This window comes from Pseudochrobactrum saccharolyticum, from assembly GCF_008801715.1.
GTDB classification, from domain to species: domain Bacteria; phylum Pseudomonadota; class Alphaproteobacteria; order Rhizobiales; family Rhizobiaceae; genus Pseudochrobactrum; species Pseudochrobactrum saccharolyticum.
The window spans coordinates 104,965-121,452 of the sequence record NZ_VZPG01000002.1 but is presented as its reverse complement, the minus strand read 5'-3'; the positions used below and the strand labels follow the sequence as shown (position 1 = coordinate 121,452).

Below are 16,488 nucleotides of genomic sequence, written 5' to 3'. Positions count from 1 at the left end.
TTTTCAGCATTTCTCAGTTAAGTGATGCCATTAACACCAGAGAACACTTAACGCAAAAAACTTTGTACGGACGCAACAGGCACAATTAAATGCGGGATGCTCCGGTTACATAGACCAGCCTGTCAGAGACTTTTCCATTTTAATAACCGGAATATCCAGTTTCAGTGTACCCCAGTCATTCGTCTCGCCGGTCTTTTCAAAACCTTTGCGGGTGTAGAAGTCCAGAGCTTTCTGATTCTTGGCAATCACTTCGAGAGCAAGCTTCTCCACATCAGGAAAAGCCATTTCAATCTCTGCCAGCAACATAGTGCCGATACCCTGAACCTGCTGCTCAGGATCGACATAAAGCTGGTGCAGCTCCGCAATACCGTCTTTGCTCTGGCTGGCATAAGCCATGCCGACGAGGTTGCCCTCGCCGTCATCCGCCACCACAAATTCCGAATAAGGCTTGGCCAGATTACGCGTCAGCGCAGCAACAGAATGATATTCACCTGTCACCTTATTGGCGGTCTCAACGCCCAGCACATCATCAAATGTGGCATGCCAGGTTTTGACCAGCAACTGGTGCACGGCCTTCAGATCATCCTTATTTGCAGAGCGCAGCCACATTATTCGATGCCCAGTTTCGCTTTAACCAGATCATTCACAGCCTGCGGATTAGCTTTACCGCCGGTTGACTTCATCACCTGACCGACAAACCAGCCCGCCAGTGTCGGCTTTTCTTTTGCCTGAGCCACTTTTTCAGGGTTGGCAGCGATGATTTCATCAACGGCTTTTTCAATCGCGCCGGTATCAGTCACCTGCTTCATGCCGCGGGCTTCGACGATCTCTTTCGGATCACCGCCCTCGTTCCAGACGATTTCAAACAGGTCTTTTGCGATTTTACCGGAGATTGTGCCTTCCTTGATCAGATCAAGAATAGCGCCCAGCTGTTCCGGAGAAACCGGAGCATCTTCAATATCCTTACCCGCCTTGTTCAAAGCGCCGAGCAGATCATTGATGACCCAGTTTGCAGCAACTTTACCGTCACGGCCTTCTGCAACCGATTCGAAATAGTCAGCAATGGCTTTTTCAGTGATCAGGATGGATGCGTCATAGACAGACAGACCCATGGTTTCGACCAGACGGGTTTTCTTGTCATCCGGCAGTTCCGGCAGAGCTGATGCCAGTTCATCCACATAAGCCTGTGTGAATTCCAGCGGCAGCAGATCAGGATCAGGGAAATAGCGGTAATCATGCGCTTCTTCTTTCGAGCGCATCGAGCGGGTTTCACCCTTTACCGGATCATAAAGACGGGTTTCCTGATCAATCTTCCCGCCATCTTCAAGAATACCGATCTGACGACGTGCTTCATATTCAATCGCCTGACCGATGAAGCGGATCGAGTTCATGTTCTTGATTTCGCAACGGGTGCCGAATTCACCGCCCGGACGACGAACAGACACGTTCACGTCTGCGCGCATCGAGCCCTGATCCATATTACCGTCACAGGTGCCAAGATAGCGCAGAATGCTGCGCAGCTTGGTCATATAAGCGCGCGCCTCATCCGATGAGCGGATATGCGGCTTGGAAACGATTTCCATCAGCGCCACACCGGAACGGTTCAGATCGACATAGGACATGCTCGGATGCTGATCGTGCAGGGATTTACCGGCATCCTGTTCCAGATGCACACGCTCGATACCAACTTCAACATCTTCAAACTGGCCTTTGGAATCAGGGCCAACAGACACAGTTACAGTGCCCTCACCCACGATCGGCTGCTTGAACTGTGAAATCTGATAGCCCTGCGGCAGATCCGGATAGAAATAGTTTTTGCGGTCAAAAACCGATTTCAGATTGATCTGTGCTTTCAGCCCGAGACCAGTACGAATGGCCTGCGCCACACATTCCGCATTGATAACCGGCAGCATACCCGGCATCGCGGCATCCACCAGCGAAACATTGGCATTTGGCTCGGCACCGAATTCGGTGGAAGCACCGGAGAACAATTTGGAATTGGAAGTCACCTGCGCATGAACTTCCATCCCGATCACGATTTCCCAGTCACCGGTGGCACCGGAGATCAGGCGTTTCGGGTCTGGCGTGCGTGTATCGATAAGGGACATGGGCTCTTAAATCTCTGTTTTGCGGCGCGAGTTAAACTCCGCCGTTTTCTCATGCTTCTGGCTAAAACAAACCGGCCTGACTGGCAAGTGTTCTGTGCATCACAACAGCACTGTTTCAGCATCAATAAACGATCATGGCGCGGACTATAAACATTATGGTGCAACAGTGCACCCTGCATTGACGGAAAAAGTACAAATTCCCGTAACAAAGCATGGGCTTGTAAAGATAAATGACCTCACACCACGGTCATATATCGACCATACCAAGCCGGCGATAGAGCCGCTCTGCTCCAAAGGGGTTATTACCCTCCACTTTGAGACAAACATTCTCCGCACCGCGCAATTGGAAAACCTGAAAACAATGCAGCAATAAGGCTTCGCCAATGCCCTGCCTGCGCCAGTCGGGATGCACGACAATATCCTTGATAAATGCACTGCTCCAGCAATGCGCAAAAGCAATCAGCTGCCCTTGGATATCTGTCACCGGAAAAATCAGACCGGCATCATATTCCTCATCATTAGACAGGGCCTGCCACCAGTCACGCAATGGCGGCACTATATTGCCAACAGCTTGATAGGAAGCCGTCAGCAAAACATGGAGTTCTGCAATCATATCCGGCCGGAAGGCGGATAAAACCACATTCTTTGACCAGACAGGCTGCGGCGGCTCGTCACTCAGCGATTTACATAAATGATAATACGGTCTTGGTTGCATTACACCACAATAGCGCAACACGGCCGGCAGTAAAGCACCGCTGACAGCAAACAAAAAAGCCGCGTTTTGCAACGCGGCTTTCTCATAACTTTATGCGGGCTGATTATTCAGCTGCATCATCAGCTTTTTTAGCTGCTTTTTTCTTTGGAGCAGCTTTTTTAGCAGGCTTTGCTTCTTCTGCTGCGCCTTCTTCTTCAGCTGTCAGCTCTTCTTTGGTCACTTTCTTATCGGTGACGGAGATTGTGCCGAGCAGGTGATCAACAACCTTTTCTTCAAAGATTGGTGCGCGCAGATTAGCAACTGCATCAGGAGTTTTACGCAGGAATTCATAAACCTGCTGTTCCTGACCCGGGTAACGACGAACCTGATCGTAAACAGCGCGCTGCAGTTCTTCTTCGGTTACTTCTACACCGGCTTTTTCGCCGATTTCGGAAAGAACCAGACCAAGACGTACACGACGTTCAGCCAGCTTGCGATATTCTTCGCGAGCAGCTTCTTCAGTGGTTTCTTCGTCTTCAAAAGTCTTACCAGCCTGCTGCAGGTCGAAATTGATCTGCTGCCAGATGTTGTTGAACTCAGCATTAACCAGACGTTCTGGTGTTTCGAACTGATATTCTGCATCCAGACCGTCGAGGATCTGACGCTTAACTTTCTGGCGGGTGATCTGGCCGTACTGACCTTCGATCTGTTCACGAACAACAGTGCGCAGACGGTCAAGGCTTTCGATGCCGAGCTTCTTCGCAACTTCATCATTCAGTTCCAGCTCAGCAGCTTTAGCAACTTCCTTCACAGTGATGTCGAAGGTTGCTTCTTTACCGGCCAGATGGGCAGCGCCGTAATTTTCAGGGAAAGTTACTTTGATCTGCTTTTCGTCACCGGCTTTTACGCCGACCAGCTGATCTTCAAAGCCCGGAATGAACTGGCCGGAACCGAGTACCAGCTGTGCATCCTGATCTGCGCCGCCTTCGAAAGGAACGTCTTCCAGCTTACCGAGGTAATCCATGGTAACGCGGTCGCCGTCTTCAGCTTTGCCTTTTTTCGCTTCGAAAGTACGAGCGGAAGAAGCGATCTTCTTAACCTGCTCTTCAACTTCTTCGTCCGAAATATCAACAACTTCTCGGGTCACTTTAAGACCGGAAACGTCTTTGATTTCGATTGCCGGCAGAACTTCGTAATTCATGGTGAATTCGAAATCAGCTTTACCGGCCAGAACCTTTTCGGCTTCTGCTTCGTCTTCGCTCATTGCAACTTCTGGCTGGGTTGCAGCTTTTTCGTTGCGGTCAGCAAGGATCGAACGGGTTGAATCGTTCAGAATTTCGTTAACGATCTCAGCCATGAAAGACTTGCCGTACATCTTACGCAGATGTGCTGCAGGAACTTTACCAGGACGGAAACCATCGATCTTAGCGCGACCGCGAGCGGTTTCGAGGCGCTCAGCAAGCTTTGCTTCAAGATCCTGTGCCGGAACCACGACTTTGATCTCGCGCTTCAGCCCTTCATTGAGCGTTTCGGTAACCTGCATGTCAAAACCTTCACTTTGTCTTCGTTTCGCATGACCGGCCACATGACCGTAGCCGCCGTGGCTAGCGAAATTTCTTGTTTTTCTGTTTGTCACATACCGCGCACAAATATGCGCAAAGGCTATGGGACATCCCGGAACGGATATAAAGCCTGCCGGATTATGACAGTGACTCTATATATAAATGGTACGGATTTTAAGCAGCCATACCTGATTTCTGCTATTGAATTTCCTGCACAATATCTGCTCATTCACCGGCATAAAGTCACATTTCGTAACAGAGCCCGTGCGACAGCATTGCGCCAGAATCCCATTTATCGCAAACCCATTACAATCAGCGCCCGCAAAATACAAGATGCGATTGAATGTTCACCCTGCAATCCATCGGATTTTATCGGCCTTTTACCGATGCGGATTATGCAGTCAGTATATTTTTATAAACAACACCGTCTTTCATAATCAGCTTCATATTCTTGTCCGGATCAGCAATCAGAGACACATCCTCCAGCGGATTACCGTCGATCAGCAGCATATCCGCCATTGCACCTTTTTCGATAATGCCGACTGCTGCACCATAAGGATTACGGTTTCCTGATAGCGCCAGCAATTCAGCATTGGTGCCGGTTGCCATTTTCAGCACGTCACCATTATCAAACCAGCGCGCCAATTTCGCCAACTGACGTCCCTGCGAGGCTGTGCCCTTCGGGTTGAACAGAATATCCGTCCCCCATGCCATTTTGACATTATATTTAGGCCCCAGTTCGAATGCACGGATCGTGCCTTCGGCAATCATTTTCTGCTGGTCGCGCTGTATCTGCGAGGCATAAACATTGGCATCCTCATCCGCCAGAAACGGCTGAATGCTCCACCATGCACCGGCATCAGCCATTTGCCTGACGGTTTCCTCATCGGCCAGCTGGCCATGTTCAATTGACTGCACACCGCAAGCCAGCGCCCGCTGAATACCGGCTGAGGTATAAACATGCGCACAGACATAAGTGCCCCAATCCTTGGCAGCCATCACAGCCGCACGGATTTCAGCCTCGGTAAATTGCAAGGAATCCAACGGATCATAGGCTGAAGCCACACCGCCGCCGACCATAATCTTGATCTGGCTGGCGCCCAGCATCAGCTGCTCGCGTACACGACGCAGCACTTCGGCTTCACCATCCGCAATCGCAGCTATACCGGCAGATTCCGCAAGGCTCAGATCATTCGCACTATGGCGCGGAATATCACTGCGCTGGCGGAAATCACCATGACCGGAGGTCTGAGACACCATCGCGCCGGACGGATAAATGCGTGGTCCAGGAATACGTTTTTCATCAATCGCACGCTTCAGCGCAAAGGAAGGCCCGCCCATGTCGCGCACGGTCGTAAAGCCACGCATCAAAGTGCGCTGTGCTTCCTGTGCAGCAACAAGATGCACATAGGCAATATCGGATGTCATCGCCACCATTTGCGGAATAGCCGCCAGAATACTATGCCAATGGGCATCAATCAGACCCGGCATCAGCACGCGGTTGCCGCAATCAATCACCTGCGCCTCAGCAACATTCTCTGAAGCTTTGAGAATATCCGCAATTTTTCCGCCGCTCACCAGAACATTATGTCCTTCAAGCAGCTTTGAGGATTTTCCGTCGAAAATGCGCAGATTTTTCAGCAAAACAGGCTGGCCTGCAACAGAAACGGGCGTCTGAGCCAATGCCGAAACCGGATCAGCCACCACAGCACCTGCCATTACAGCCGCAAGGCCGCTCAGGACAGAACGGCGGCTCAGCCCGCGGCCAATGCGTTCATTCAGCTGTGTGATTGCCTGACTATGGCACAAGCATCCAAATCCATGAGCATATTGCCCGTAACGCGCACCATAGTTTCCCATAGTCTCAAACCTTTCTAAAGCTTTGATAAGACTGCATCAGCATAAATATATTATGCGGAAACTTCGGCCATAAAGTTTTAGAATTGATGAAATTCAGCACGACCCGTCAGGATATATTTGCTGCGGAGACTATAAACAGCAGGCAATGAGAAAAGAGGACATCTCAAACTGCATTGTAACCCAATTTGTAACACAATTTGTATCACAAAACCGGCCAAAAACGCACCTTCGCCAAAATTGCAGCATCAAACACGCAGCAATTACAAAGACTTACAAAAATCAAAGAGAATAAAAGTGGTGCGGATAGAGGGACTCGAACCCCCACGGTCTCCCGCCAGAACCTAAATCTGGTGCGTCTACCAATTTCGCCATATCCGCAACCGAAGCACGTATGCTTTGATGTGCGCCGCTCTATAGCATTCAATTTTCAGGCTTCAAAGGGGAAAAACAGATTATTTTTGATAAGAGACCGTCATACACAGATCTTATCACTTCCCCTTTGCCGCCTCACCTCAGAACAGCGGCTCATCAAAAACCTGTTTGCCGTCAATCCTGAGCGCACGGATCGCCGCGACGCCTTTTTCATTCACTGACAGGACGATATCCACGTTGCTGTCGCGCTGGGCATTTTCAACGGCCAGCCCCTCGCCCTCCGGCACATAATAGCGCTCAATGCCATAAACAACAGGCAGGATTGAATAGCTGTCAAAGAGCTGGAACGGAGCCTCAACCTCCCCGCGCAAAAAGATTTCGCCGTCTTTTAATGCATCAGGAACATCAAATTGCGCCCGCTTCGCCTCCCACAAACCATCAGCCTGTTTCGCCAGCACGACATAAATATAATTCAGTCCGCTTTTGCGTTTCGGCTGACCGCTAATCATATGTGCAGGCAAGCGGGAGATTTCATAGCTCAGAATAACATAATCGCCGCGCATCAGATCACGCGGATCAACCGGCAAAGTCCGCAGCACCACTTCCGAACCGCTGCGCAGAATACTGATACGCTGCTGAACACCTGCCAGCATCACACCCGACTGCAGCAATGCCGCAAGAATTGCAGCCACATAAAGCCAGCGTTTTTTAAGAAAACTCATGGTTGCTGCTCCCCATCATGAACGGACACCGCTTTTGCAGGGGTACCATGCAGATATTTTTCCATGCGGGTAACCAGATAAGCCAGCCCCATCACCAGCAGTCCGCCAATCAGGAAGACACCGGACGTGCCAATCATCGTCCCCACGGTCACAGTCGCCAGATACAACACATGCAGAGAGAAGCCCGCATAGGCAAACCAGCGTAATTGTCCGCTTTTTTCACCGGCAATAATCAGCGCAAAAACACAGATGGCAATCGCCGCCAGCGAATAGACCGCATCGGCACCGGCCTCATAGCTATTGAACAGGTCTTTATGCTCAACCTGAAAGATAAACAGCGCGATCAGCAACGAAGCCAGACCATAACCGGCCAGCTGCGAGCCAAATCCGTAGCTGTAGCGTTCAAAAGCCGGCCAGCGCCCCTGACAAATCACCAGCACAGCGCCAAGGGCAATCATCAGGATCAGGATCGCCTGATTTTCAATGTCAAAATACAAAGTGAGGAAATAAGCCAGTGTCAGCGCTGCCAGCAAATGCATGGCCTTATCCGCTTTTGTGTAGATAATGGAACCGACACAGGCGAGAATGTAAAGCGGCATAATCCAGCGATAAGATGCAACCAGATTGACCTGCCCGCCAAGCTCATTCAGCACGGTTGACAGATAAAAGCCACCGATACCCAATGCCGCAGCGGTCAAAATCGGCGCGCGCAGCAGCACCGCAGCAATCAGCACACCAACGCCCCATGCCAGCGCCGCCGTCGTCATATCACCGGACATATGATACATCTGTCCGATCAGCGCGATACCGGCACCATAGGTAATTGCCGAGAGCAGGTAGAGCGCCGGTGCAAAAACCGCCGCCAATGTGCTGCCCTGCCCGCTTTCGCTGCGCCTCTGCAACCATGCGCCGCCAAGATAACCGCTCCACATGACAAACAGGATAAGCGCCACGCGCCAGACACGCGGTATAACTTCCCAATTGGCTGCAACAAACAGGATCAGCGCTGCGCCAAGCAATAATGCGCCAAGCACGGCGAGAACACCGCCAATACCAAAGCCGTTCTTGCGGGTTTTAACATCAAGACGCAGCCTGTCTGCGGTTTCCTGATCCAGCAGCCCTTGGGACTGCCATTGGTCAATCTGGTGTGCAAGGGAAACAAAAATGGACAAATGGCGATCCTGTTATAATGGTTGCTGCGGCTTGCATGAGAACAAACCTGCCCGACGTTATAGACGAGCGCATAGCTTTATTATCGTGTTAAATTAAGACGAGTGCTCAGGCAATCCCGGCTTACCGGCTTCATCAGGGTTCAGGCGCACATAATCCGCTTTCAGATCTTCCGATGTTTTGCGGCTGCCGTCATGGCTCCAGCCGGGCGGCGCTGCCATATACATCAGCCTTTGCCGCAGGCTCAGCCCCGGCGCAAACACATCTTTCATCATCCCCGCCCATTCATGAAATGCCACCCGCACCGGATTGAAAGTACCGATATTGCGCACGATCCCGTAGCGCGGCATATCCTCCGGCAATTCTTCCACAAATGTGCCGAATAATCGGTCCCAGATAATCAAGGTACCGGCAAAATTCGCATCCAGATATCGCGGATTGGTTGCGTGATGCACACGGTGATGCGAAGGCGTATTGAATATGAGTTCAATAGGCTTCCACATTTTGCCGATTGCTTCCGTATGAATCCAGAACTGGTAGATCAGATTAAAGCCATAGACAAAAGCAATCACTGCCGGATGAAAGCCCAGCAATACCAGCGGCACCTGCAATATAAACATGCCGGTAATCTGCCCTGTCCACGACTGACGCAGTGCTGTGGTCAGATTATAGTGCTGGCTTGAATGATGATTGACATGCTCCGCCCAGACCCAGCGCACCCGATGGGCAATACGGTGATACCAGTAATAGCGCAGATCATCAAAAATAAAGGCAGCGATAAAGACCCACCAATGCAGGCCGAGGTCAAAAAAACGAAACTGCCATACCCACAGTAAAGCTGTGACAGAAACAAAACCGAGCAACAGCCCTGCCACAACATTACCGGTGCCCATTAGCAGGCTGGTCAGTGCATCACGGGTTTCAAATTCGCCCTTGCGATGCCAATAGCGCACCGCAACCAGCTCAATCATGATCGCAAGGAGATATAAGGGCACTGCCAGCAGTGTCACGTCCAAGAATGCCGGATCATTCATTAAGACAACTCCCCTTTTTATTGTTGAGGCCGCGCTAGAGCGGTTTACGTCCAGATTGGATCATAGCGCTCGCTCCAGATTCTTTATTTGGTCGCACTATCACGGGCGTCAAGTTGATCCAACTTGACTGTGAAATGCTCCAGCCATTCACAGACCTGATCACGTGTCTTTTTGTCATCGAAAGAAAAAGCAGCCGCAGGCCATGTAAAATCATGCATCTGCAGAAACAGTCTTGTTTCGTCCTGCTTCCGGATTTCCGCAATATCTTGCGCTTTTAAAATGCGTGTCAAAAATTTAGCACCCACCGCATGAACAATACCGGTTCCCTGCTGCGGCAGGTCGAAAAAAGCAGTGCGCCGGTCTTGAGTATAATAAATGCGGGTGATCAGGCTTTCCGGATAATCCTGCCGGAAACGCTCCAGCACATCCTTATCGCTGTCTAAAACCGCCTGCCGGTTACCGCCAAGCAGATGAACAGCCACTGCACCGGTAACAATACCGGCGACGATCATGCCAATGAGTACAGGCAAACTCAGCAAGCGACCTGATCTCCCCCTATAAACAAGCCGTTCCCCTTCATGAAAACAAGGTTCCCACGAAAATTCCCCGCATTCAAGTATCCAAAAATCGCACAGGTACCCAATAACCAGCCCGCAATTTTACCAGTCGCTAACCTTAATGCCGTGCTGCTTTGCATAGCTCTTGAAATGTCACAATTTCTACACAACCCACAGGCGATATTTTTGTGAGGCTTAATGCGTGATACCGCATTTAAATTACCCGCAACCACAGTTTAACGAACGAAAATTGCGACCGGCACCAATTTTGTCCAAATAGCGACTAAATAGCGATTTAAATCGTTTAAATGAGGTCTGCAAGGCTCGCAGAGGAGCTATGCAATCTTGTCTCTCCTCATTTCTGATCGCCCGGGCTATATACAGGACAACAGATTACACAACACAACTGAACACAATCGAGGGTTTTAAAAATGAACATCATTCGCTCTTTCAACAACTGGCGCCGTTACCGTGACACAGTTTCCGAACTGAACCGTTTGTCCAACCGTGAACTCGGTGATCTCGGTATCTCCCGCTCTGACATCCCTTACATCGCCCGCAAGTCCAACACTGCCGGCATGTAATTTAAGCAAGTCATTGCTAAAACTGTCAGGATCGGGAATTCGCCTGAACTGATAGTATGTATGCCACGAAATATCTGTGCCGGAGTTTTTCAACCACCGGCGCGGACGGATAAACATCCTCCCCTTTCATGACCGGTATTCCTCCTCCCGTACCGGTCATGTTTTATTGCCTGCTGTTGTCCCTCCCGTTTTTCAGCAGGCATAGCGCTGTCAGGACTATGTCCTCCATTCTGCGCTGACTGATATCCCCCCATATCAGTCCTCCTTAAGATAGCTCTGTCGCCCTCCCTCCTGCGACAGGGCTATTTTTTTATCCATTATTCCTATCCGCAAAAGCTTGTGATCTGGCACAGAGGTGATTGATGCCGCGTTGCAAAAGCGGTATTGGACAAAGCATGTCCAATTTATCATCCTATTCACCTGTTCACATTATCGGCGGCGGCCTCGCAGGCAGCGAAGCGGCATGGCAGATTGCTGAAGCAGGCATTCCCGTCATCATTCATGAAATGCGTCCGGTGCGCGGTACAGATGCGCATAAAACCCACGGACTGGCTGAGCTTGTATGCTCCAATTCCTTCCGCTCGGATGATGCTGAAACCAATGCCGTTGGCGTGCTCCATGCTGAAATGCGTCTGGCCAATTCGCTGATTATGGCCTGCGCCGATGCCAATCAGGTTCCGGCCGGTGGTGCGCTGGCTGTTGACCGTGACGGTTTCTCTGATGCGGTCACTGCAAAGCTTGAAGCGCATCCGCTCATCACCATTCAGCGTGAAGTGGTTGAAGGTCTGCCACCGGAAGACTGGGGCAATACCATCATCGCCACCGGCCCGCTGACTGCTGCAGAACTGGCAGAAGCAATCGCACAGGAAACTGAAGCCGATTCCCTCGCCTTCTTTGATGCAATCGCACCGATCATCCATTTTGACAGCATCAATATGGATATCTGCTGGTTCCAGTCGCGCTATGACAAAGTTGGTCCGGGCGGCACAGGCAAAGACTATATCAACTGCCCGATGGATAAAGAGCAATATCAGGCCTTTATTCAGGCTTTGATTGACGGTGAAAAGACCGAGTTCAAAGAATGGGAAGGCACACCTTATTTCGACGGCTGTCTGCCGATTGAAGTGATGGTAGAGCGCGGCCCTGAAACCTTGCGTCATGGCCCAATGAAACCGATGGGGCTGACCAATGCCCATAATCGCGATGTGAAGCCCTATGCAGTTGTGCAGCTGCGTCAGGATAATGCGCTTGGCACGCTCTATAATATGGTCGGTTTCCAGACCAAGCTGAAATATGGCGAACAGACCCGGATTTTGCGCATGATTCCAGGTCTGGAGAATGCGGAATTTGCCCGCCTCGGCGGTTTGCACCGCAATACCTATCTCAATTCACCGATCCTGCTTGATACCAGCCTGCGCCTGAAATCCCGCCCGCAAATCCGTTTTGCAGGCCAGATAACCGGTTGTGAAGGCTATGTGGAATCTTCAGCGATGGGCTTGCTCGCCGGTCGTTTTGCAGCTGCGCAGCAGCGTGGCGAGACTTTGCCGCCACCACCTGTCACGACAGCTTTCGGCGCCTTGCTCAATCACATTACCGGCGGCCATCTTGTCAGCGATGATGAACCGGGCAAACGGTCTTTCCAGCCAATGAATGTGAATTTCGGCCTGTTTCCGGAAGTTACAGTTCCGAAACAGGAAGGTGTGCGTCTGCGCGGCAAGGAAAAGACACAGGCCAAAAAACGCGCTCTTAGTGCCCGCGCTTTGAGTGACTTCAAAGTCTGGCTGCAAGAACAGCAATAACATCAAAAAGCCGCCTCCAGAGCATGTCTCCCAAAAGTGGGTACTGGTTTTGGGGTAAAGACATGCGTAAAAACAAAGCACTAGAGCGAGCACAGTGCCACAGCTTAAACGCAACACGCTCTAGAGGCGGCTTTTTTTATTACTTATGATTTGAGTGAGGACTTTAAGTAAATCCACTGGCGCCGTAATTGTGACAGGTCAATGCCCTGCTCCGCCACCAGATCAGCCTTGCGCTCTGCGCGTTTCAGCACCAACGGAACCAAACGCACCGGCAGATAGGCTGCTTTCAGGCTTGCCGGCATAGGTTGTTTTTCAAAAGCCGCGTAATGTTCCCGCGCCAGAGCTGTCACCACAGCCACGACACGCTGCATCGCCGCTTTGTCATCACCCTTGATAAATTGCTCTGTCGTAACACCCACCGCCTGCAACATATCTTCCGGCACATAGACCTGCCCGCGACGGCGATGCAAAGGCATCAGCCGCAGCAAACCGCTGACAGCCTGCGCAACACCTGCATGGCCCGAGAGTTCAGCCGAAGATTTCGCCGCATCGGCATCCAATATCATTGCCGCCATTTGCAAAATAGCACAGGCGGTTTCGCCGCAATAGCCTTCCAGATCATTGCGGCTCGGCATCGGATCATTATAGAGATCAAAAATCCGTGCCTCACAATAGGCATCAAATACGGAGCGCGGCAGCTGATAATCACCAATCGCTTTGAGCAGCAAGGCCGCCACCGGATTGCCGGTCACTGCACCATGCTCGGTACCATTGATAAGATCACGCCACCATTGCAGGCGCACTTCCCCCGGCAATGCATCATGCACCACATCACGGATACGGGCGACTTCTGCATTGAATGCATAGAGTGCGGCAAGCGCAGGTCGTTTATCTTCCGGCGCATAAAGCACTGCCAGATAGCGGTCAAAATCACTCTGGCGCAGAAATTGCAGGCAATGCTGATAATGTCCGGTCTCGGCCGCTGAAAATGTCACGGCTTTATTGTCAGTTTCAGCCACACTCTCACTCCACGGCAATCAGAGCGGCGGCAACAGCGCGGTCTTCCGCAAGCAGCACATTATAGGTGCGCACGGCAGCGCCGGTGCTCATCGGATCGGAGGAAATGCGGTGCTCACGCAACACGGCCTTAACATCTTCCGGTATCCGGCGCAGATCCATACCCGTGCCAACCAGCAGAATTTCAATATCGCTTGCCTGTTGCAGGATCATATCCAGATCAGCCACCGTCAGAATTGGTGACTGTTTTGGCTCCCAGCCATGAATGCCGGATGGCAGACACATTAATGAACCGCGATGCGACATTTCCGCAAAACGAAACCCGCCATTTCCATAGGCATCAATCGGTGCCCGTCCCGGAAAATGTGCCTCACGGATTTCAATGCCAGTGTTCATTTCGTCTCTCTTTATCTTGATCGCTATAATCTGCTCAGCCCCGCATGGATGGCAAGCAATAATATGCGCCCCTTCTACAACAATATGGGAGTTTTACCAGTTCATTACAGTGCATTTCAGCCTGATTAAAACAGCATTGCCCGCAGGAACTCCTGCGGGCAATGCTTATTGTTATATTTTGCTGATTACTCAGCTTGCAGTTTGCGGCTCCGCGTTTTCGCTGACATCTGACGGTCTGATGCCGAGCAGCCAAAGCAACGGCCCCGCAATATAGATCGACGAATAGGTCGCGATAATGATCCCCAGCGACATCATCACTGCAAAGGAACCGATATCCGCACCGCCAAAGATGTAGAGCGGGATCAGCGCCAGCAGCGTGACCAGAGAGGTCAGAATTGTACGGGACAGCGTCTGATTGATCGCAGCATCCACCAGCATACTGACCCGCGTCTGCGGATAGCGGCGCAAATTATCACGCACGCGGTCATACACGACCACCGTATCGTTAAGTGAATAGCCGATCACCGTCAGCAGCGCCGCAAGGCTCCACAAATTATATTCAAAGCGGAACAGCGCAAAAACACCAATCATGATGATAATATCATGCGTTGTTGCCAGCACAGCACCGACAGCAAACTGCCAGCGGAAACGCAGCCACAAATAGGCAAAAACGCCGATCAGTGCCAGTCCGAGCGCTGCATTACCAATCCGCGACAAATGATCGGAAACCGTTGGCCCAACCACTTCAACGCGCTGGAAATCATAATCCTGCTCGAACTCGTCGCGCAATTTCACGACTACGGTCTGCTCGGCATCATCACCGGCATCCTGCGAGCCGATCAGCAGCTCGGCAAGGTTTTCATTTTTGCCCTGCACCACCCGCGCACCGTCAATATTCAGCTCGGACAGACGCAAACGAATATCATTCAGATCCGCAGGCCCTTCACGCGACTGCAGCTCGACAGAAGAACCGCCATCGAAATCGATGCCGTAATTCAGACCCATGGTGAAATAGAACACGAGGGCAGCAACACAGGCAGCGGCAGAGATAATTGCCGTAATGCCGCTCAGTTTCATAAAGCCGATCTTGGTATTGGTTGGCACCAGCTTGAGGAAACGTGCCGGAATCACTGTTGGTTTTGACTGACGAACCCAGAGAGAAATCAGGAGACGGGAGAAGGTGTAGGTTGTGAAAAGTGACGTCGCAACACCAATGGTCACGATGATCGCAAATTCATGCAACGGCCCGCTCCCGAACATCAGCAATACCAATGCCGCGATTAGCGTTGTCAGATTGGCATCCACCACACAGGCACGCGCACGGGAAAAACCGGATTCAATCGCCTGCACAACGGAATAACCGTTACGGCGGTCTTCACGCATTTTCTCAAACAGCAGGATATTGCTGTCCACTGCCATACCAATCGTCAGCACCAGACCGGCAATGGTTGCCAACCCGACTGCAACACCGAAGAATGACACGACGGCAATCATCAGCATGACATTGACGCCGAGCGCAATCACAGAGATCAGACCAAGCAGGCCATAGGACAGCACCATAAACAGAGCGACAACCACAAGCGCGCTCAGTGCAGTAATCAGTCCGTAGCTTGTATAATTCTGGCCAAGCGCCGAAGCAATGCTGCGCTCTTCCAGAACCTGAACCGGAGCTGCAAGCGGCCCCGAACGCAGAACAACACCAAGATTGCTCAATGTTTCCAGATCGAAATCACCGGTGATCTGCAAATTGCCGGTCGTAATTGCTTCCTGAATACGCGGAGCCGACACAATCTGATTATCAATCACAACAGCAAGAACAGAGCCGGTATTCTTGGTCGTAAAATCAGCCAGATCCTTTGTGCCCTCTTCCGTCAGGGAGATGGTAATCACTGAATCCTGCGCGGTATTCACACCGACTTCCGCATCGGCAATGTCTTCACCGGTAAGAACCGGTGCTTTTTTAACAATATAACCAACCGGCGGATCATCAAATGAATAGATGATTTCCGAATCCTGCGGAACCAGCCCTTCAGCCAGCGGATCAGGTGTCGTTACTATTTTCGCCTGACGGAAATTGATATCGCCTTTCAGGCTCAGGAGATCTTTGATGAGCTGTGCGTCATAAACATCCGGCACTTCAGCGCGTATCTGGTTTTTGTTCTGCACATTGATACGGGCATTATCATAACCCAGCTCAGACAGACGGTCGGCCATAACGGCTGCGCTTTTATCCAGATCTTCCGCAGTAATTTTCGGCGATGCCAGAACAACGCGCGTACCGCCTGTCAGATCAAGACCGGTGATAATCTGCCCTTTCGGGAAACCGTCAGGCAGACCCGACAATTGCTGAGCGGAAAAGAAATTAGGTAATGCGAAGATAAAACCGGCCAGAACGACCAGCCAGATCAGTACCGATTTCCAGCGCGGGAAATAGAGCATCGGCAATCCATCCGTAAAATTGATGCCGCTTTGCAGCAAACCCGCAAAACAGACAGGATCAGACGTAACAGTAATGTTTTTGAGAATAACTGCCGAATAAAACACGGCAAATTCTGCTTACACCACCTCATTTTCTGATCTTATACGTGATTCGTACAAATCTCAGCAGGCACA

At 51.1% G+C, this 16,488-nt stretch carries 14 protein-coding genes and 1 tRNA gene; 2 read left to right on the top strand and 13 right to left on the bottom strand.

Annotated elements, in window-relative coordinates; translation table 11 throughout:
- Window positions 1-105: 105 nt before the first annotated feature.
- From F7P81_RS07160 to F7P81_RS07115, 10 genes are all read right to left on the bottom strand, one after another.
- Window positions 106-609, bottom strand: coding sequence for a GNAT family N-acetyltransferase (locus F7P81_RS07160; protein ID WP_151159048.1), 504 nt, complete (start codon window positions 607-609; stop codon window positions 106-108).
- Complete coding sequence (gatB, locus tag F7P81_RS07155; protein WP_151159047.1) at window positions 609-2,108, bottom strand: Asp-tRNA(Asn)/Glu-tRNA(Gln) amidotransferase subunit GatB; 1,500 nt, start codon at window positions 2,106-2,108, stop codon at window positions 609-611. Before gatB ends, F7P81_RS07160 begins: the two co-directional genes overlap by 1 nt.
- A 247-nt stretch (window positions 2,109-2,355) precedes the next feature.
- The gene (locus F7P81_RS07150; protein ID WP_151159046.1) at window positions 2,356-2,823 is read right to left on the bottom strand and encodes a GNAT family N-acetyltransferase; all 468 of its coding nucleotides are present in this window, start codon (window positions 2,821-2,823) and stop codon (window positions 2,356-2,358) included.
- 103 nt (window positions 2,824-2,926) lie between these two features.
- The gene (gene tig / locus F7P81_RS07145; protein ID WP_116087516.1) at window positions 2,927-4,345 is read right to left on the bottom strand and encodes a trigger factor; all 1,419 of its coding nucleotides are present in this window, start codon (window positions 4,343-4,345) and stop codon (window positions 2,927-2,929) included.
- Window positions 4,346-4,757: 412 nt separating this feature from the next.
- On the bottom strand, window positions 4,758-6,224 hold the full coding sequence (locus F7P81_RS07140; protein ID WP_151159045.1) for a metal-dependent hydrolase family protein: 1,467 nt from the start codon (window positions 6,222-6,224) through the stop codon (window positions 4,758-4,760).
- 295 nt (window positions 6,225-6,519) lie between these two features.
- A tRNA-Leu gene (locus F7P81_RS07135) sits at window positions 6,520-6,602 on the bottom strand.
- 134 nt (window positions 6,603-6,736) lie between these two features.
- On the bottom strand, window positions 6,737-7,318 hold the full coding sequence (locus F7P81_RS07130; protein ID WP_022711470.1) for a GDYXXLXY domain-containing protein: 582 nt from the start codon (window positions 7,316-7,318) through the stop codon (window positions 6,737-6,739).
- Window positions 7,315-8,490 (bottom strand): DUF2157 domain-containing protein, encoded by a 1,176-nt coding sequence (locus F7P81_RS07125; RefSeq protein WP_151159044.1) that lies wholly within the window; start codon window positions 8,488-8,490, stop codon window positions 7,315-7,317. The genes F7P81_RS07130 and F7P81_RS07125 overlap by 4 nt, the downstream gene beginning before the upstream one ends.
- A gap of 93 nt (window positions 8,491-8,583) precedes the next feature.
- The gene (locus F7P81_RS07120; RefSeq protein ID WP_151159043.1) at window positions 8,584-9,522 is read right to left on the bottom strand and encodes a sterol desaturase family protein; all 939 of its coding nucleotides are present in this window, start codon (window positions 9,520-9,522) and stop codon (window positions 8,584-8,586) included.
- Between the two features lie 83 nt (window positions 9,523-9,605).
- Entirely contained in the window at window positions 9,606-10,061 is a 456-nt protein-coding gene (locus F7P81_RS07115) for a hypothetical protein (protein ID WP_151159042.1), read from the bottom strand.
- A gap of 449 nt (window positions 10,062-10,510) precedes the next feature.
- Between F7P81_RS07115 and F7P81_RS07110 the strand changes: the two genes are divergently transcribed.
- Complete coding sequence (locus F7P81_RS07110) at window positions 10,511-10,663, top strand: DUF1127 domain-containing protein (RefSeq protein WP_022711474.1); 153 nt, start codon at window positions 10,511-10,513, stop codon at window positions 10,661-10,663.
- 395 nt (window positions 10,664-11,058) lie between these two features.
- Window positions 11,059-12,462 (top strand): methylenetetrahydrofolate--tRNA-(uracil(54)-C(5))-methyltransferase (FADH(2)-oxidizing) TrmFO, encoded by a 1,404-nt coding sequence (gene trmFO, locus F7P81_RS07105; RefSeq protein ID WP_151159041.1) that lies wholly within the window; start codon window positions 11,059-11,061, stop codon window positions 12,460-12,462.
- Window positions 12,463-12,605: 143 nt separating this feature from the next.
- On the opposite strand, the gene F7P81_RS07100 is transcribed toward trmFO, so the two are convergent.
- From F7P81_RS07100 to secD, 3 genes are all read right to left on the bottom strand, one after another.
- Window positions 12,606-13,481, bottom strand: coding sequence for a phytoene/squalene synthase family protein (locus tag F7P81_RS07100; RefSeq protein ID WP_246176062.1), 876 nt, complete (start codon window positions 13,479-13,481; stop codon window positions 12,606-12,608).
- Window positions 13,482-13,485: 4 nt separating this feature from the next.
- Window positions 13,486-13,875, bottom strand: coding sequence for an Mth938-like domain-containing protein (locus F7P81_RS07095; protein ID WP_022711477.1), 390 nt, complete (start codon window positions 13,873-13,875; stop codon window positions 13,486-13,488).
- Window positions 13,876-14,064: 189 nt separating this feature from the next.
- A complete protein-coding gene (gene secD, locus F7P81_RS07090; protein ID WP_151159354.1) occupies window positions 14,065-16,314 on the bottom strand; it encodes a protein translocase subunit SecD in 2,250 nt (749 codons plus the stop codon).
- Window positions 16,315-16,488: the final 174 nt, after the last annotated feature.

Bases quoted from the DNA above. Each gene is read 5' to 3' on its own strand.
- F7P81_RS07150 (WP_151159046.1), bottom strand. From the start codon at position 2,823: ATGCAACCAAGACCGTATTATCATTTATGTAAATCGCTGAGTGACGAG.
- F7P81_RS07160 (WP_151159048.1), bottom strand. From the start codon at position 609: ATGTGGCTGCGCTCTGCAAATAAGGATGATCTGAAGGCCGTGCACCAG.
- secD (WP_151159354.1), bottom strand. From the start codon at position 16,314: ATGCTCTATTTCCCGCGCTGGAAATCGGTACTGATCTGGCTGGTCGTT.
- F7P81_RS07140 (WP_151159045.1), bottom strand. From the start codon at position 6,224: ATGGGAAACTATGGTGCGCGTTACGGGCAATATGCTCATGGATTTGGA.
- tig (WP_116087516.1), bottom strand. From the start codon at position 4,345: ATGCAGGTTACCGAAACGCTCAATGAAGGGCTGAAGCGCGAGATCAAA.
- trmFO (WP_151159041.1), top strand. From the start codon at position 11,059: ATGTCCAATTTATCATCCTATTCACCTGTTCACATTATCGGCGGCGGC.
- F7P81_RS07095 (WP_022711477.1), bottom strand. From the start codon at position 13,875: ATGAACACTGGCATTGAAATCCGTGAGGCACATTTTCCGGGACGGGCA.
- F7P81_RS07120 (WP_151159043.1), bottom strand. From the start codon at position 9,522: ATGAATGATCCGGCATTCTTGGACGTGACACTGCTGGCAGTGCCCTTA.
- gatB (WP_151159047.1), bottom strand. From the start codon at position 2,108: ATGTCCCTTATCGATACACGCACGCCAGACCCGAAACGCCTGATCTCC.
- F7P81_RS07110 (WP_022711474.1), top strand. From the start codon at position 10,511: ATGAACATCATTCGCTCTTTCAACAACTGGCGCCGTTACCGTGACACA.
- F7P81_RS07130 (WP_022711470.1), bottom strand. From the start codon at position 7,318: ATGAGTTTTCTTAAAAAACGCTGGCTTTATGTGGCTGCAATTCTTGCG.